16 protein-coding genes are annotated in these 16,221 nt (G+C 43.4%); 15 read left to right on the top strand and 1 reads right to left on the bottom strand.

Going from position 1 to position 16,221, the window contains the following annotated elements; translation table 11 throughout:
- The first annotated feature begins 1 nt into the window (after position 1).
- The 4 genes from G3M65_RS07785 to G3M65_RS07800 are packed head-to-tail and all read left to right on the top strand — an operon-like array spanning position 2 to position 2,994.
- Complete coding sequence (locus G3M65_RS07785; RefSeq protein ID WP_173834015.1) at positions 2–1,192, top strand: nitrous oxide reductase family maturation protein NosD; 1,191 nt, start codon at positions 2–4, stop codon at positions 1,190–1,192.
- A complete protein-coding gene (locus tag G3M65_RS07790; RefSeq protein ID WP_173834016.1) occupies positions 1,189–1,887 on the top strand; it encodes an ABC transporter ATP-binding protein in 699 nt (232 codons plus the stop codon). The genes G3M65_RS07785 and G3M65_RS07790 overlap by 4 nt, the downstream gene beginning before the upstream one ends.
- Complete coding sequence (locus G3M65_RS07795) at positions 1,872–2,639, top strand: NosY protein (RefSeq protein ID WP_173834017.1); 768 nt, start codon at positions 1,872–1,874, stop codon at positions 2,637–2,639. The genes G3M65_RS07790 and G3M65_RS07795 overlap by 16 nt, the downstream gene beginning before the upstream one ends.
- Positions 2,640–2,649: 10 nt before the next feature.
- On the top strand, positions 2,650–2,994 hold the full coding sequence (locus G3M65_RS07800) for a c-type cytochrome (RefSeq protein ID WP_173834018.1): 345 nt from the start codon (positions 2,650–2,652) through the stop codon (positions 2,992–2,994).
- Here the strand turns inward: G3M65_RS07800 and G3M65_RS07805 are convergent.
- The gene (locus G3M65_RS07805; protein WP_254426254.1) at positions 2,981–4,921 is read right to left on the bottom strand and encodes a hydrogenase iron-sulfur subunit; all 1,941 of its coding nucleotides are present in this window, start codon (positions 4,919–4,921) and stop codon (positions 2,981–2,983) included. The genes G3M65_RS07800 and G3M65_RS07805 overlap by 14 nt on opposite strands.
- Positions 4,922–5,079: 158 nt before the next feature.
- Here G3M65_RS07805 and G3M65_RS07810 point away from each other — a divergent pair, with 158 nt between their 5' ends.
- The 11 genes from G3M65_RS07810 to cobA all read left to right on the top strand — a co-directional run bounded on the left by G3M65_RS07810 (position 5,080) and on the right by cobA (position 16,162).
- The gene (locus tag G3M65_RS07810) at positions 5,080–5,259 is read left to right on the top strand and encodes a hypothetical protein (RefSeq protein WP_173834019.1); all 180 of its coding nucleotides are present in this window, start codon (positions 5,080–5,082) and stop codon (positions 5,257–5,259) included.
- 1 nt (position 5,260) lies between these two features.
- Positions 5,261–5,791: a cupredoxin domain-containing protein gene (locus tag G3M65_RS07815; RefSeq protein WP_173834020.1), complete on the top strand. Its 531-nt coding sequence runs from the start codon at positions 5,261–5,263 to the stop codon at positions 5,789–5,791.
- A gap of 12 nt (positions 5,792–5,803) precedes the next feature.
- On the top strand, positions 5,804–7,471 hold the full coding sequence (locus G3M65_RS07820; protein ID WP_173834021.1) for a cytochrome c oxidase subunit I: 1,668 nt from the start codon (positions 5,804–5,806) through the stop codon (positions 7,469–7,471).
- A complete protein-coding gene (locus G3M65_RS07825; protein ID WP_254426255.1) occupies positions 7,471–8,718 on the top strand; it encodes a cbb3-type cytochrome c oxidase subunit I in 1,248 nt (415 codons plus the stop codon). Before G3M65_RS07820 ends, G3M65_RS07825 begins: the two co-directional genes overlap by 1 nt.
- Positions 8,702–9,451, top strand: a complete 750-nt coding sequence (locus G3M65_RS07830) for an SCO family protein (protein WP_254426256.1) — start codon at positions 8,702–8,704, stop codon at positions 9,449–9,451. Before G3M65_RS07825 ends, G3M65_RS07830 begins: the two co-directional genes overlap by 17 nt.
- Before the next feature lie 63 nt (positions 9,452–9,514).
- Positions 9,515–11,173, top strand: a complete 1,659-nt coding sequence (locus tag G3M65_RS07835) for a nitrite reductase (protein ID WP_173834022.1) — start codon at positions 9,515–9,517, stop codon at positions 11,171–11,173.
- Complete coding sequence (locus tag G3M65_RS07840) at positions 11,173–12,804, top strand: cytochrome D1 domain-containing protein (protein WP_173834023.1); 1,632 nt, start codon at positions 11,173–11,175, stop codon at positions 12,802–12,804. Before G3M65_RS07835 ends, G3M65_RS07840 begins: the two co-directional genes overlap by 1 nt.
- Positions 12,788–13,276, top strand: a complete 489-nt coding sequence (locus tag G3M65_RS07845; RefSeq protein WP_173834024.1) for a V4R domain-containing protein — start codon at positions 12,788–12,790, stop codon at positions 13,274–13,276. Before G3M65_RS07840 ends, G3M65_RS07845 begins: the two co-directional genes overlap by 17 nt.
- A complete protein-coding gene (locus tag G3M65_RS07850) occupies positions 13,269–14,354 on the top strand; it encodes a radical SAM/SPASM domain-containing protein (RefSeq protein WP_173834025.1) in 1,086 nt (361 codons plus the stop codon). The genes G3M65_RS07845 and G3M65_RS07850 overlap by 8 nt, the downstream gene beginning before the upstream one ends.
- Entirely contained in the window at positions 14,342–15,385 is a 1,044-nt protein-coding gene (locus G3M65_RS07855; protein WP_173834026.1) for a cytochrome D1 domain-containing protein, read from the top strand. The genes G3M65_RS07850 and G3M65_RS07855 overlap by 13 nt, the downstream gene beginning before the upstream one ends.
- A 12-nt stretch (positions 15,386–15,397) precedes the next feature.
- Positions 15,398–16,162 (top strand): uroporphyrinogen-III C-methyltransferase, encoded by a 765-nt coding sequence (gene cobA, locus G3M65_RS07860; RefSeq protein WP_173834027.1) that lies wholly within the window; start codon positions 15,398–15,400, stop codon positions 16,160–16,162.
- Positions 16,163–16,221: the final 59 nt, after the last annotated feature.

Below are 16,221 nucleotides of genomic sequence, written 5' to 3' on the forward strand. Positions count from 1 at the left end.
CATGTTAGGCATAATTTTTTCTACATTGTTTGTATGCTACGATTGCAAGTTTAAAGACATCCAGAGTGCTATAAACTACGCAAGGGATGGAGACAGGATAGTGGTAAAGTCTGGAACATACAAGGGGCCGGTGGTCGTTGACAAAAGGGTTGAACTCGTCGGTGAAGGTGGACCAGTGCTTGATGGTGAGGGGAAATATCAGGTATTGACCATAAAGGCGGATGGTGTAAAAGTGGAGGGCTTTGTTATAAAAAACTCAGGTATGTCCTACAGTGAGGATATAGCTGGTTTGAAAGTTGTGGATTCAAGGGATTGCATAATAAAGGGCAACAAGTTTCTGAACAACTTCTTTGCTTTGTATCTTGAAAGGGTTAGCGGATGCTTAGTGGAGGGCAACAGTATAGTAGGCTTTGCAAGGTCGGAGGGCTCTTCTGGTAATGGTGTGCATGCGTGGAACTCGGAAAGACTTATTCTAAGGAATAACTATGTGAAGGGACACAGGGATGGGATATACTTTGAGTTCGTAAAGGATAGCCTTATAGAAAACAATAGAAGCGAGCTAAACCTAAGGTATGGGCTTCATTTCATGTTTTCCAATGACGATAGCTACAGTAACAATTACTTTTACAAGAACGGTGCTGGAGTCGCGGTTATGTATTCAAGAAATATACACATGGTGGAGAATGTGTTTGAAAGAAACGAGGGTCTTGCAAACTATGGCCTCCTTCTCAAGGATATAACAGACAGCAAACTATACAAAAACAAGTTTCTAAACAACACACATGGAATTTATTTGGAGGGATGTAATAGGAGTATCTTTGAGGGTAATCTTTTTGAAAAGAATGGGTGGGCTGTAAGGATATACGCTAACAGCGAAGATAACCTATTCAGAAGAAATTTGTTTATAGGAAATGCCTTTGATGTATCCACAAACACACTATCTTACTTTAGAAACACCTTTGAAGGAAACTACTATGACAGATACGAAGGCTATGACCTTGACAGAGACGGCTATGGGGATATACCCTACAGACCTGTTTCCTTTATAGCCTTTCTCTTTGAAAGGTTTCCCCTTACCCTTATACTCTACGAAAGCTTTCTTATGAAAATTTTAGACACGATGGAAAGGCTCATACCTCTCCTCCACCCAGAAGCCCTTGTGGATAAAAAACCGCTTATGGTGAAGCAATGATAAAACTTGAGGGTATCTTCAAGTCCTTTGGTAAGAAAATCCTCTTCAAAGACCTCAGCCTTGAGTTTGAGATGGGGAGGACAACCGCCCTCCTTGGTCCTAACGGCTCGGGTAAAACAACCCTTGTAAAGATCTTGCTTGGGTTAGTAATACCAGACAGGGGAAAGGTTTACATAAACAAAAAAGAGATAGGAAATGATAGCTTTCACAAAAGGCTTATAGGCTACATGCCACAGGTTCCAGAGTTTCCTGAAAACCTCACTCTTAGAGAGATAGTGTCAATGGTAGAAGACCTAAGAGGGGAAAAGGCTAAGAGGCTTGAGGAGCTTCTGGAAGTGCTCAATCTTAAGCCAGAGCTTGAAAAAAGGTTTATGAACCTCTCGGGCGGAACAAAGCAGAAGGTTGGAGCTCTTGTAGCTCTCGCCTTTGACCAGCAGATTCTCATACTTGATGAACCCATGGTGGGTCTTGACCCAGTAACAGCCTATAGGCTTAGGGCTTTTATCCGCAAGGAGAAGGAGAATGGTAAAACCATCCTCTACATTTCGCACATAATGCCAGAAGTGGAGGAGTTGGCTGACGATGTGGTTTTCATAACGGAGGGAAGGGTTGTGTTTAAGGGTAGCGTGGAAGTCCTGAAGTCCTCAACGGGTAAGGAAAAACTTGAGGAGGCTGTGCTTTGCTTATTAAGCTGATAAAATACGAGCTTTATGACCTTTTAAAGAGCAGATGGATGTTGGGTATAACTGTTTTTTATGGGCTTTTGGTCTATTCGCTAGTGAAATTTGGAGGTAATACGAGAAAAGCTGTTGTCAGTCATACGAACCTATCTCTTCTCACGCTCCCGCTTTTCTCCCTCCTCCTTTCCATAAACTACTTATACACAAACAGAAACTTTATTGAATTTGTGTTAACTCAGCCAGTAAAGAGAAGCTTTCTTTTCGCATCCCTTATAATCAGCCTTAGCTTCTCTATCTTTATTAGCTATGCAGTTGGCTCTAGTTTTGTTTTTTACTATCTTGAGGGCTTTTATCCTCCTTTTGCAAAGACCCTTTCTCTAACAACCTCCCTTATTCCCCTCTTTGTATCCCTTGGTATTCTCTCTGGACTCCTTGTAGAGGATCGGTTAAAGGGTATCGGGCTTGTGCTACTTCTTTGGCTTTTTTTCTCAGCTATGTATGACGGAATAGTTCTTTATATAATACTTGCCTTCTCTAACTATCCTATAGAAAAACTCGTTCTTTTCCTTACCCTTTCAAATCCAGTTGACTTTATAAGGCTCAGTTCTCTCACGGAAGCTGGTCTTTACGAGGCTATGGGTTTTGTTGGAACATGGGCTAAAAAATACTTAAAAGACCTCTGGTTTTTACCTATCCCTTTGTCCTTTCTATACACAGCGGTTATCTTTATGCTTGGACTGATTGCCTTTAAGAGGAAGGATTTTTAGGAGGTTTGCTATGTGGCTTTTAGTCTTAGTATGTTTGGTTTTCTCCTGCGATGTCCCAAAAGGGCAAAAGAAAGCTGAGCCCTCGGTTGAGCCTTCAAAGGTAAAGGAGCTTTTCAAAGCAAGAGGATGCACCGACTGCCACGACAGAAGAATTGCCCTCGTGGGACCAGCTTTTGTTGAGATAGCTAAAAGATATAGAGGAAGGGAAGAAGCGGAAAGCATGCTTATTAAAAGTATAAGAGAAGGCTCATGCAGCAGGTGGAAGGCAAGGTGGGAGTGCATGCCACCACAGAGGATTGAAGAAACAGAAGCAAGGGCTATGGTAAGGTGGATTCTGAACCTTACTTTAGAATAAGGAAGTTTCCTGTAGCCTCGTCATAGGTTATCAGCACGCTCTCCTTTGGATTTTTCGGAGGTTCAAACTCAAATTCTTTAACTTTTCCCCTATGAACTGTTTCTTCTACCCTTATTTTGAGCTTTTGAGCATCACCCTTTAAGAAAAGTTCCTCATAGACAAATATGGAGGCGTCCCTTCTTATACCCCTTGGTTTGTAAACCTTTGAATATATAAGATTCCCATCCTTGTAAACCTCCATCTTTATTGGAGACCTTTCTTTCACTATAGCACTTTGAGCCTGCATATGTTTTAAGCCACCTACTTTGACCTGAGCCACCTCTTTGACTGGAGAAGACCTGTATTTAAAGCTCAGGATAACAGCAGAGCTTTGGATTGGATAGAAGGCTATTTTGTGGGTGGTAAGCGGATAGAATAGAAATATGGGAATTGCAAGTATGGCGGTAGCAACTGGGTAGTTTAAACTTTCAGTTTTGACGACCTTCACATCCTGCCCCTCCTTCTTAGAGCTTATAAACTCTTCTATCTCTTTTTCAATAGACTTCACATAAGGAGCTTCAAGGATAAGCACCCGCCCTCCCATAACCTTTTTCCTAAGTATGGGTCTTCTTTTCCTTTCATACCTCTCTTCAAGCCATTTATTCCCTTCTCTGAAGTAGCAATCTTCATACTCACAGGAAACAAGAACTACACCTTCTACACCCATATTTAGAATATCCTCCACATACTTTGTGTTCACAACACCTATACATGGGACAGTAAAGGTAAGGAGTTTTTCCCTTTTTGGCGGAATCGCACTAAAAGGACAGCGAAAAACCACATAAGAAGCCTTTTCCCTTTCTATCTTTTCCATAGTCTCTTCTAAGGGGAAGGTGGGGATGTCTATAGCAAGACTGCTGCAAGAGCCAACACATATACCACAACCTGCACACTTACTTTCCTTCAGTAGGGCTTTCTTTTTATTATCATACTCCTCCATTACTATAGCCTCATAAGGACAGTCTATGTAACATTGTTCACAGCCTGTGCATTTTTCAAAATCAATGCGGGCAGGTGGATTTCTTCTACCTTTTATAAGCCATGGGAAGACGAAAAGAAAGGTAAAAAAGCCAAGAAAAATGAGCCAGTTTATGGACATGGGTATGTATTTAAGAAGGGGATAACTAAAAAGGTAAAACCAGTCAACGCTCATCTCAAAAGGCAATCTGTTTATATAAGCTGGTGGGTCGCTCTTTGCGGGGAAGATAAGAGAAAGTGTTATGAGAAGGATAGTTATGGTTATGTAAAGAAACCTTGGTGGAATAAGTCTCGGTCTGGCGTTTCTCATAACATGAACCCAAAGGGTAAAAACAATGAGTATGGTAAGAGCTATATGGGCAAAGAGCAATATTCTGAAAAGACCACCGAGATACTTTATGTCGCTTCCGAGAAAGGCACTCATCAGTGCATCTCCAAAGACTGGCAAGAAGGAAAAGAACTTGGCGGTCAGAAGTCCAGTGAGCTGTGCCCTTGCGTCCCAAACTAATATGTAACCCGATATTCCTATAGCTAAAAATATAAGAAGGGTTGCCACGCCAGTAACCCATGCAACCCATCGGAACATTCTGAACCTGTCCGTTATTATCACATGCACCATATGGGTAAGGGTTGTAAGTATTAAGGCATCAGAAGAGTATCTGTGTATTCCCCTCATTATGTTTCCCAGGAAATCTTCAGATATTCTTTCCACTGACTGATAGGAGGTTTGAGGGTCTATACTGTAGAAGAAAAAGAGGTAAACACCTGATACTACGTCTATGATTAGAAGGAAAATAGCAATAGCACCAAGGTGATAAAGAGGATTGAGCTTTGAGGAAAATAGCCTGCTCATAAAATGAGAGAGCTTCTGAAAGCCTATGTATAGTGGCTGTATACTTGCCATATGCATGGGAGCCTCCTGTAAATAATCATTTACTAATAATATAAGCCCTTTATTAAATATTTACAGGTTTTAATTTAAAGTTAAAATATGATAAATTTAATTATTGACAAAAATATCTTTTGATATTAATCTATAAGTAAGCATTCACCAAAGGAGGTGTAGCCATGGAGGAAAAGGAAAAGAAGGTGCCTTTCCTTCAGCTGGTGCTGGACGATTTTATGTTTCTGCTTTTCTTAGGGGTCACCATTTATGCGGTCTCTTACCTAATATGGGGGCTTCTGGAGTTAGCCTGGCTCTCCCCTATACCCAGCGAAATCAAAGAAAGTCTATTAGGAGGTAAGTAACATGGCACTGCTTCCACCTGAAGAAGGATGGTATTTTAAAAGGGTCGCAAAGGACGAAAAGATGTGGATAACCATAGCCCTTGTGGTGTGCCTTGTTCTTTTCTTCTGGATGATAGTGTGGCACGTCTACGGAAAGCAAAACCCCTCTTTCACAACCTACAGGACAACACCTCAAGAATTCAACGCCCTAACGCAGGCTTTCATACAGAAGTATAAGATAGGTGAAGAAAAGGGTATACCTATAGTAGAACCGCCACCCAACAGTGACGTGTTTCTTCTGGGTAAAATGTGGGCTTGGGAGCCTATACTTGTGCTTAAAAAGGGCCAAGAATACAGATTCCATATATCCTCCCTTGACCTTCTTCACGGCTTTTCATTACAGCCTGTAAATATGAACTTTATGGTATATCCCGGCTATGATTATGTGCTTACCTTTAGACCTACTTCCGCCGGAGAGTTCTACATAGTTTGCAATGAATTCTGTGGTATAGGTCATCACATGATGATAGGGAAGATCATAGTAAAAGAGTGAGGAGGTTGAGCCATGTTTAGAACTTGTGATATTACCGGATTAAAGGTTGATTTGAGGGCGGAGAAGCTTATACAGCTCAATGCGGTTATGGCTGTTGTCTCTCTACTCATAGGTGTTATCGCTGCATTACTTCTTGTTCTCACAAGATGGCAAGTGGTTCACCTTCTGCCCGTAGAGTGGTATTACAGGGTTCTCACCCTTCATGGTCTTAACGCCCTCATATTCTGGATAGTCTTTTTTGAAATAGCGGGACTTTACTTTGGCTCAACTATTGTGCTTAACTCTCGCATGTCTTCTCCTAAATTTGGCTGGCTCGCTCTAATCCTGATGGTTCTTGGCTTCCTACTTGTAAACTTTACCATACTAAGTGGTAATGCGGATGTTCTTATGACTTCTTACGCACCATTGCAGGCACATCCTCTTTACTATCTTGGTGTGATACTCTTTGCGGTTGGTGCCCTTACAGGTGTTTTTCTCTTCTTTGCAAACCTTCTTATAGCAAGGAAAGAAAGAACCTATGGAGATTCCTTGCCTTTATTTACTTTCGGACTTGTTGCAGCAGCAATTATAGCAACTTTAACTCTCGCAACAGGCGCGATTATATACATTCCTACACTTCTATGGTCGCTTGGAATAATAAAGACTATGGATGCCGGTGTTTATAAACTGGTCTGGTGGGGTCTTGGACACTCCTCCCAGCAGATAAATGTGACCGCCATGATCGCTGTCTGGTATCTTGGAGCTTTTCTTACCGTCGGTGGAACATCCATAAACGAAAAAGTTAGCAGGTTTGCCTTCGTTTTCTATGTTATAGGAATAAATGTTGCTTCCGCACATCACCTCCTTGTAGACCCAGGACCAAGCCCAGCCTGGAAGGTTTTCAACACAAGCTATATCATGTATATTGCAGTCCTTGCCTCTATGATACACGCCTTTGCTGTTCCTTCTGCGATAGAATCCGCTCAGAGAAGAAGAGGCTATACAAAGGGTCTTTTTGACTGGCTTAAGAATGCACCTTGGGGCAACCCTGCTTTTTCTGCGGTGCTTCTGTCCATCATAATCTTTGGCTTTATAGGTGGTGTGACCGGTGTTGTAAACGGTATGGAGCAAACCAACATAATAGTCCACAACACCCTTTCCATACCCGGGCACTTTAAGGGAACAGTTGTGGGTGGAACTACTCTTGCCTTCATGGGCGCAACCTATTACTTAATACCTCTTGTGTTCAGGAAGAAGATAGCCTTCTTTGGTCTTGCCAAGATACAACCATGGCTTTTTGGGATCGGTATTGCGGTGCTTGCGGTTTCCATGTATATACTTGGAGCCTTTGGTGTTCCAAGAAGGCACTACGATATCACCTTCTCCGGCGGACCCTTCACTTACACCTTTAACCCAGCGGTGGACTTTTTCTGGGTTCTTTTTGCCCTTGGTGGTCTGCTGGCGGTGGTTGGCGCCCTTGCATGGATACTCATAGTTGTCATTTCTGTTTTCTTTGGTTCTCCTGTAAAAGGTCCTCAAGATATGCAACTTCAATTAGCCTCTCCACCTCCACCTGCAAAGGAAAACCATGGCTTTGAGGCGCCTGGAACTCTGACCCTTACCCTCCTCTTCATGGGTGTATTCCTTATATTCCTCCTACTCAACTGGGGATGGCTCTCTGCCATGTGGGAGGTAAGATAATGCTTTTCTACCTTTCCCTTTCCCTTTTTTCCCTTATAATGGCTGGCATTTTCGGGCTTCTTATAGCCTTAACGAGGACACCAGCGGTATCACTTCTTAAATCTCCAGAGCTTTTTTATCATTTCCTTGTAGGGCATGTAACCTTTTCCATAACTGTATGGTTGATGACTTTTACCTTAGCCTTCTGGCACTATAAAGAAGGCAGGAAGGGAAGGGTTGCACCTCCAGCCACCCTACTGGGCATGCTCCTCCTTTCCCTCTCCTGCCTTTTGCCTTACGGAGAGCCCTATCTGAACAATTACATACCCGTTGTTGGAACTCCCCTCTTCTATATTGGGCTTTTCCTGTTCTTTTTTGGTTTTCTTCTTGAGGTTCTACAAAGGTTGAGGGATGCAGTTAGACTGAATGAGCTGTATTCTCTCTCTATTTTTTTTGGACTTCTCACTCTTCTTTCGATACCCCCTTCTTTCCTCATTGCTCACCCCGAGGGTGGCATGAAGCTTTTCTTTGAGAGGCTCTTCTGGATACCAGGACATTTTCAGCAGTTCATGTATGCTTCTGTAATGCTTGCAGTATGGCATGAACTCCTTAAAAGAAGCTCTGGCAGGGTGGTAAGCAGTCCTCTGTTGAAAGGTGCTAACCTTCTTCTCTTACTGTTTGCCCTACCACTACCACTGGGCTTCTTTACAGACCCACTTTCTGAAAGCTTCAAAAAACAGCTGTCCTTCTCCTTTGGGGTTGGGCTCGGCGTGCCTATCCTACTTCACAGCTATTATGTGCTTAGAAATCTTAGGTTAAGCTGGAATGTGGCCACCATCAGCCTTCTGTTCTCTATGGTCGTATACCATGTAGGTGCTTTTATAGCTTATGGTGGCATGCAAAGTGACTTGAGAATTCCAGCTCATTACCATGGTGTTGTCTCAGGCGTAACCATAGCCTTCATGGGCTTTACCTATTATATGCTCAAAGAAAGGCTTGGCTATGTCTTCTGGGAAAGTGTTGCAAAACTCCAACCAACCTTCTTCGGCTTAGGAATAAACCTTCTTGTTCTTGGTTTTTATTTGGCAGGCAGTATGGGTGCACCGAGAAAGACATACGGCTTTGAGTATGTTCAAGATGTAAAGGTTGTCCTTGCCTTGAATGTTATGGGCTTTGGTGGATTGCTGGCGGTGTTTGGTGGACTGCTCTTTATATCCTACGCCACCCTATCTCTTTTCAGAGGTTACAGAAATGTCAGGTATTTTTAGCCTTTTACTCCTACTGGTCCTACTGTCGTGGGCTAATGAACTGCTACCTGATGAGAAGAAGACCATAGGCACATATGTGCCAGATGTAAGTCTTGAAGATAGCGATGGAAGAGTCTTTAGCATAAAGGGGCTTAACAAGGTTGTGGTGCTGAACCCTATATACACCAGATGCACCTCCGCCTGCCCACTTATGACGCAGGGACTCAAGAAAGCCATAAAAGACCTTAGGGAAGATCTCGTAGTCCTTTCCCTGACCTTTGACCCTAAGGACGGTCTTGAGGACCTTAGAAGGTTTAGAGAGGTTCACAACCTGCCAGAAAACTGGTATGTGGTAAGGAGTAAAGAAGCAGAAAAACTCCTGCGAGCCATAGATTACAGGTATAGGTATGATGAAAAGCTCGGGGAATTTGACCATCCCAACCTTTATGTGGTGCTTACACCCTCTGGAAGGGTGTCAAGATACCTGTATGGTGTTAACCCAAAGCTTAGAGACCTTGAGCTTGCAGTGCTTGAAGCCAAGAGGGAAGAGGTCAGGCTGAGCCCCATTGAGGGCTTCTGGTTGAGATGCTTTAGGTATAACCCAGAAAGGGGAACTTACGAGGTGGATTGGTTTTTTGTTCTCAACGTAGCAGGAGGAATGTTCACCTTTACCCTTGTTCCCGCCCTTGTGTGGGGCAAAGGCATTTACAAGTTCTTCAGGACAATTCCTTATTTTTTAGTGAAAAACTCTTGACATATGGTAAACAATTACTTATATTTATGAATATGAGTAAAATCACCTAAGGAGGTCATAGCCATGGGTAAGAAGGTATTGCTAAGCGGTGTGCTGGGGGCTGTTGCCCTTGCGGGTAGTATGGCGGTGGTTTATGCACAAAACCAGAAGAAGGAGGAGCTTCCCCCTCCTCCACCTATAACAAAGGAGGAGATGGAGATAGCCAAGCAGATCTACTTTGACAGGTGTGCAGGATGTCATGGAACCCTGAGGAAAGGGGCAACAGGTCCGAAGCTTACGCCTGACAGAACGCGTCAACTTGGGACAGAAAGTCTCAAGGTATTCATCACCTATGGAACTCCCGGTGGTATGCCTGACTGGGGAAGGCAAGGAATACTAAGCGACAAAGAGATAGACATATTGGCAAGGTTTTTGCAGCATGACCCACCTGCACCTCCAGAGCTATCCCTTGCTGACCTGAAAAAAACTTGGAAGGTTTATGTTCCACCAGAAAAGAGACCTAAAAAGCCCGAGCATGATAGAAACTGGCAGAATTTCATGGGTGTGATACTTAGAGACGTGGGCAAGGTGGCAATAATTGATGGTGATACGAAAGAGCTTGTAAACATAGTGGATACAGGCTTTGCAGTTCATATAATAAGATACTCCGCCTCTGGTAGATATATGTATACCATTGGAAGGGACGGAAAAGCAACCATAGTGGACCTATGGATGAAAAAACCCGACACCGTAGCGGAAGTTAAAGCCTGCAACGATGCAAGGTCCATAGACTCCTCAAAATACAAAGGACCAAAGGGAGACTTTCTTGATAAGTATGCCATAATTGGATGCTACTGGCCTCCAATGATGGTGATACTTGACGGTCAGACCCTTGAACCGCTAAAGCTAATATCCACAAGCTCCTATACCTACGACACTAACGAGTTTGTAAGGGAGGCAAGGGTAGCCTCCATAGTAGCTTCTCATCATGACCCAGAATGGATTGTGAACATAAAAGAAACTGGTCAAATATGGCTCGTAGACTACTCCAATATAAAGGCCCCAAGGATAACCATGATTGAAGCGGAAAGATTTCTGCATGACGGCGGATGGGATGCTTCAAAGAGGTATTTCCTTGTTGCGGCCAACTTTAGGAATAAGGTCTCTATGGTAGATACTAAGGAGAAAAAACTCGTAGCCAACATAGAAACGGGTAAGATCCCTCATCCCGGTAGAGGTGCTAACTTTATTCATCCACAGTATGGACCTGTATGGTGCACTGGACATCTTGGTGAAAACACTATTGCCTGCATAGGCACAGACCCCAAGAGAAAGGAATACTTTGCAAAGGTTGTGGCAAAGGTTGAACTTCCAGGCGAGGGCGGTGGAAACCTCTTTATAAAGACCCATCCTAAATCAGAAAACCTCTGGGTGGACAGACCACTCAACCCTGATCAAAAACTACAAAGAAGCGTGACGGTTCTTGATAAAAACACTCTCAAGGTTAAAGCCCAGATAGAAATACCTCCAGAGTTTCAAGGAAGGGCTGTTCATCCAGAGTATAACAAAGACGGCACCGAGGTATGGATTTCTGTATGGGGTAAAAAGGGCGAGCCAGAAAAGCAAGCTATACTCGTATACGACGACAAGACCCTCAAACTCAAGCACGTTATCAGAGGTGACTGGGTTGCTACTCCAGCTGGTAGGTTCAACGTATACAACACAATGAAGGATATCTACTGATGAAGAGCTTTCTCCTGTCCATTATTTTCTGCTCCCTCTCCCTTGCGGGGGGAGCGGAGCTTTATCAAAGATACTGTTCCTTCTGTCATGGTGAGGATAGGCTTGGAAGGGTCGCACCTCCCCTCTTTTCCCTCCCCCCTTTTTTCAATTTGAAAGAAGATGAAAAGCTCTACCGGGTGATAAAGGAAGGCACAACGGGCATGCCAGCCTTCAGGGAATTAAAGGATGAAGAGATAAGAGCTATAGTGGAGTTTATTAAGAAGCCTGTTGAGAAGGAAAGTCTCAAGTGGGATCAAAAAAGAATTGAAGAAAGCAGGGAAAGGGACAAGGTGGATAGGGTCAAGATTGAGAACCTGAGAGATTACACCCTTGCTGTAGAAAGGGGCAGAAACCTTGTGTGGGTAATGGGGGGTAAGGAGGTTCTTGCTAAGTTTCCTTTCCCAAACATGCACGGGGGCATAAAGTTTACCATCTCAGGAGAGGTCTACATACCATCAAGGGATGGATGGATAGGTAAATACAACCCTTCTCAGGGAAAACTTGAAAGGATAAGAGCTTGCATATATCTAAGGAACATAGCCCTATCACCCGATGGGAATATACTTGTGGCAGGTTGCTGGATACCCTCACAGCTTGTGCTTTTTGACAGAGACCTTAATTTAATAGGAACGCTAAGGATAGAAGGAAGGATAAATGCGGTCTATGAGCTATACGGTGAGCGAGCCTTCATACTCACCTTCAGAGACAAACCCATTGTGGGATTTCTTGACTACAGGGACCTTTCCCTTGTTTACAAGCATATAGACAGCCCTTTAGAGGATTTTATCATAGACCCTTTAGAGGAATACCTCATAGGAAGCACAAAGGATGGGCTCAAGGTTTATTCTCTGAGTGAACTAAAGCCGATAAAGGAAATAAAAGCGGTGGGAATTCCACACCTTGCCTCTGCTTACTTTTGGTATTCAAAGGGAAGTTTTTATTTTGCAACACCCCTGCTCAGAAAGGGAACCCTTTCCATATGGAGGGCATATCATTGGGAGCATGTAAAGGATATACCGCTGGGTGGAGAAGGCTTCCTCGCAAGGAGCAATTATGGAACGCCTTTTGTTTGGGTTGACAACTCATCAGACCAAATGCTTCTTGTAGACAAAAGAAGTCTTGAGGTAAGAAGCATCAAACCCGTAGAGGGCAAGAGGGCAACCCATGCTGAGTTCACCGGTGATGGAAGGATAGCCTACATAAGCGTCTACGAAAGGGATGGTGCCCTTGTGCTTTACGATGGTGTAAGCCTTAAAAAAATTGCGGAATATCCTGCAAGCCATCCTGCTGGTAAGTATAACTTTATAAACAAGTCAAGGAGGTTTGATTCCGCACAGCTTGGCTATCAGGTCTTCATGGAAAAATGCTGGGGCTGTCATCATACTACAAAAGAAGCTTTTGGTCCACCCCTTAAGTGGTCTGTGCAAAACAGGAGTATCTCTCTGATTATGGCTCAAATAATTGACCCTCAGAACACCTACAGACTTCTGGGCTACTCAAGGAACGCCATGCCAAAGATTGAGCTGAAAGATGAGGAGCTGAAGGCTCTTTTAAAGTTTATGGAGGCTTTGAAAGATGGCTGGATGGATTGAAGCCATATCACAGATAAAAAGACCACACCTTGGCAAAGATATACCCATACTCGTCTTTAGAGCCTTCAGGGTTTTTACGGGTATGTATTTAGAGGATGTGATAGGAGAAAAAGGTGCTATAACTTTAATCCAGAATGCAGGAAGAGAGTTAGGGAAGGAAGTTGGAAAAAGTTTAAAGGACGAAAAGCTCGATAGCTATCTTGGAAGGGTAATAGACTTTGTCAAAGATGCAAAAATAGGTCTTCTAATACCTGTGGATGTAAATCAGGAAAGAATAATAGTTTCCTTAGATGAGTGTATAACCTGCTCAGGCATGCCCAATATAGGCAAAAGGATATGCCATTTCGAAGCTGGTTTTGTTGCGGGTATTGTAGAGGTTTACACAGGTAAAAAGGTAAGAGCCTATGAAACAAAATGCAACGCTCATGGAGAGGATATATGCGAAGTCCATGTGGAGTTGAACTATGCTTAGAATAACTGAATACATAAGAGATACTCTTGAAGGAAAAAAGCCAAGACGTCTTGAAGGTCTTATACTCATCTGGAACCTTACCAACACTTGCAACCTGTATTGTAAGCATTGCTATTCTTCCGCCAATCAAGAAAGAGAAGGAGAACTTACCCATGAGGAGGTGGTGAGCCTTGTGTATAGATTGCCTTCTGTGGGAGTAAGGTTTGCCATACTATCGGGTGGTGAACCTCTCCTACGGGAGGACATTTTTACTCTTGCTAAGCTTTTGAAAGAAAGAGGCATAAGCACATACCTTTCCACTAATGGTCTTCTCGTGAAGGAATGCATTGAAAAGATAAAAAAGCACTTTGACTATGTGGGCGTAAGTATAGACGGTGAGCCAGAAGTTCATGATGCCTTCAGGGGTAAGAGAGGAGCTTTTGAAGAATCCCTGAAAGCCATAAGGGAATGCATAAGGGAGGGCATAAGGGTAGGGCTCAGGTTCACTCTTACTCCTGTTACTTCAAAAAGCCTACCCTTTGTCTTTGACCTTGTGGAGAGGGAAGGAATTCCAAAAATCTACATATCTCATCTTGTATACTCTGGCAGGGGCAAAAAGCTTTCAGACCTTGAGAAGGAGGAATACAGAAGTTGGGTAAGGTTTGTTATTAACAAATCCTTTGAATATGTGGAGAGAGGACTTCCTATAGATGTAGTCACAGGCAACAACGAGGCGGATGCGGTCTTGCTATACAGAGAGTTTGTAAAGAGGTATCCAAGGTTTGCAGAAAGCTTTTACGAAAGACTTCTTTTGTGGGGTGGTAATCAGGCAGGTGTTAGGCTTATGAACATAGACTTCAGAGGCAATGTAAAACCTGACCCCTTTTTCTTCCACAGTGTGGGCAATGTAAGGAAGGAGGACATAGTCAAAATATGGCAGGGTAATGGGCTACTGGGCTTTCTCAGAGAAAAACCACGGAGGCTTAAGGGGAAGTGTGAGAAGTGTTCCTTCATAGGTATATGCAACGGAAACTCAAGGGCAAGGGCTTATGCAGTTTTTGGAGATTACAGAGAGGAGGACCCAGCATGCTACCTATGATATTACTTCTCTTAATCTTTCCTGTCCTTGTCCTCGCGGAAAAGCTGTATGTGGTTGAAAGGGAGAGAGGAAGACTTGCGGTTATAGAGGACGGAAAACTTGTAAAGGAAATAGAAGGGCTTGGAAATCTAAACCATGCAACCCTTAAGCTATGGAAGGGTAAAGCCTATCTCATAAGCAGGGATGGATACCTAAGCCAGATAGATATACAAAGGGATGAACTCTTGAAAAAGGTAAAGGTTGGAGAAAGCACCATAGGCATAGACTTTACAGAAGACCATGTGGTGGTCGCCAACTACGAACCAAAGACAGTTGTGGTCCTTGATGAAAGGTTAAACATAGTTCGGAGCTTCAATACGGGTTCAAGGAACGTAGGCATAAAGGGCTTTGAGGGAGGCTTTGTCTTTTCTCTCATGGACAGGGATGAGATATGGCTCGTAAGGAATGGAGAAGTAAAGGTATTTAAAGAGGTAGGAGCTATGCCCTTTGATGCCCTTCTTAAGGGGGATGTTTACGCGGTAGGCTTTTTCAAGGAGGAAGGCGTTGGGCTTTTGAACATAAAGGATAAAGGCTACAGGAAGGTTTTCTTTACTTCTGGCGATAAAGAGGTGGTTTTTAAAATACCCCACTTTGGCACGTGGGGACTTGTGGATGAAAGGGCTTTTATTCCTGCAGTTGGTGAAAGAAGGCTTTACGTGGTAAACCTCAAAGGCTTCAACCTTGAGGGTCATATAGACCTATCAGGACTGCCCGTCTTTGCTACCACCTCACCAGACGGCATTTATATAGCGGTGAACTTTAGCGGAGACAGGGAGGACTACATAGCACTTGTGGAAGCAAAGGCTATGAAGGTAATAAAGGAGTTGCGAGTAGGCAGAAGGGTAATGCACACGAGGTTTTCTAAAGATGGCAAAAGGCTTTACATCTCCTCCTACTTTGACTCAAAACTTAGAGCCTTTTCAGTGCCGGAGCTAATACTACTTTACGAAGTTGATGTTCCAAACCCCTCTGGGGTTTTTCTAATAAAGTAAGGAGGTGTAGCCATGGGTAAGGTCTATCTTGTGGGAGCAGGTCCAGGAGATATAGAGCTTTTAACCCTTAAGGCTTACAGGCTCGTAAGGTCTGCGGACGTCATACTCTACGACAGGCTTGTAAACCCTGAGGTGTTATTGCTTGCAAAACCAGACTGTGAGCTTGTGTATGTGGGTAAAGAGGATGGAAAGCATACCATAGAGCAGGAAAAGATAAATGAGCTTCTCCTTCAATATGCTCATACGAGGGAAATTGTGGTTAGGCTCAAGGGTGGAGACCCCTTTGTCTTTGGAAGAGGTGGCGAGGAGACTCTGTTCTTAGCCCAGCATGGCATAGACTTTGAGATTGTCCCAGGTATAAGCTCCGCTATAGCAGTCCCAGCCTATGCGGGTATTCCTTTGACCTTTAGAGGCATCTCTTCTTCCTTTGCGGTTATAACTGGACATGAAGACCCTAAAAAGAAAAACTCAAGCATAGACTGGGAAAGCCTCAAAGGAATAAACACTCTTGTTTTTCTTATGGCGGTTTCTAACAGACAGGAGATAGCAAGAAGGCTTATTGAGGTGGGTAGGGAGCCAGATGAACCTACCGCTTTTATAGAAAAGGGAACAACATCAGAACAGAGGGTTGTTATAACAAACCTTGGAGAACTTTCTGAAAATCCTCCAGAGGTAAAGCCACCTGCGGTTATGGTAGTGGGAAAGGTGGTTGGACTTAGGGATTATATGAACTGGTTTTCTGCCTTTGAAAAAATCCACGAAGTTCCTCTAACTTAAGAAACAATTCCTTAGAAGGGTTATTTCTTGGTGTTTTCCTCGCTTGTCTCTTTCAAAAA

Source organism: Hydrogenobacter sp. T-8 (assembly GCF_011006175.1).
Lineage (GTDB): Bacteria > Aquificota > Aquificia > Aquificales > Aquificaceae > Pampinifervens > Pampinifervens florentissimum.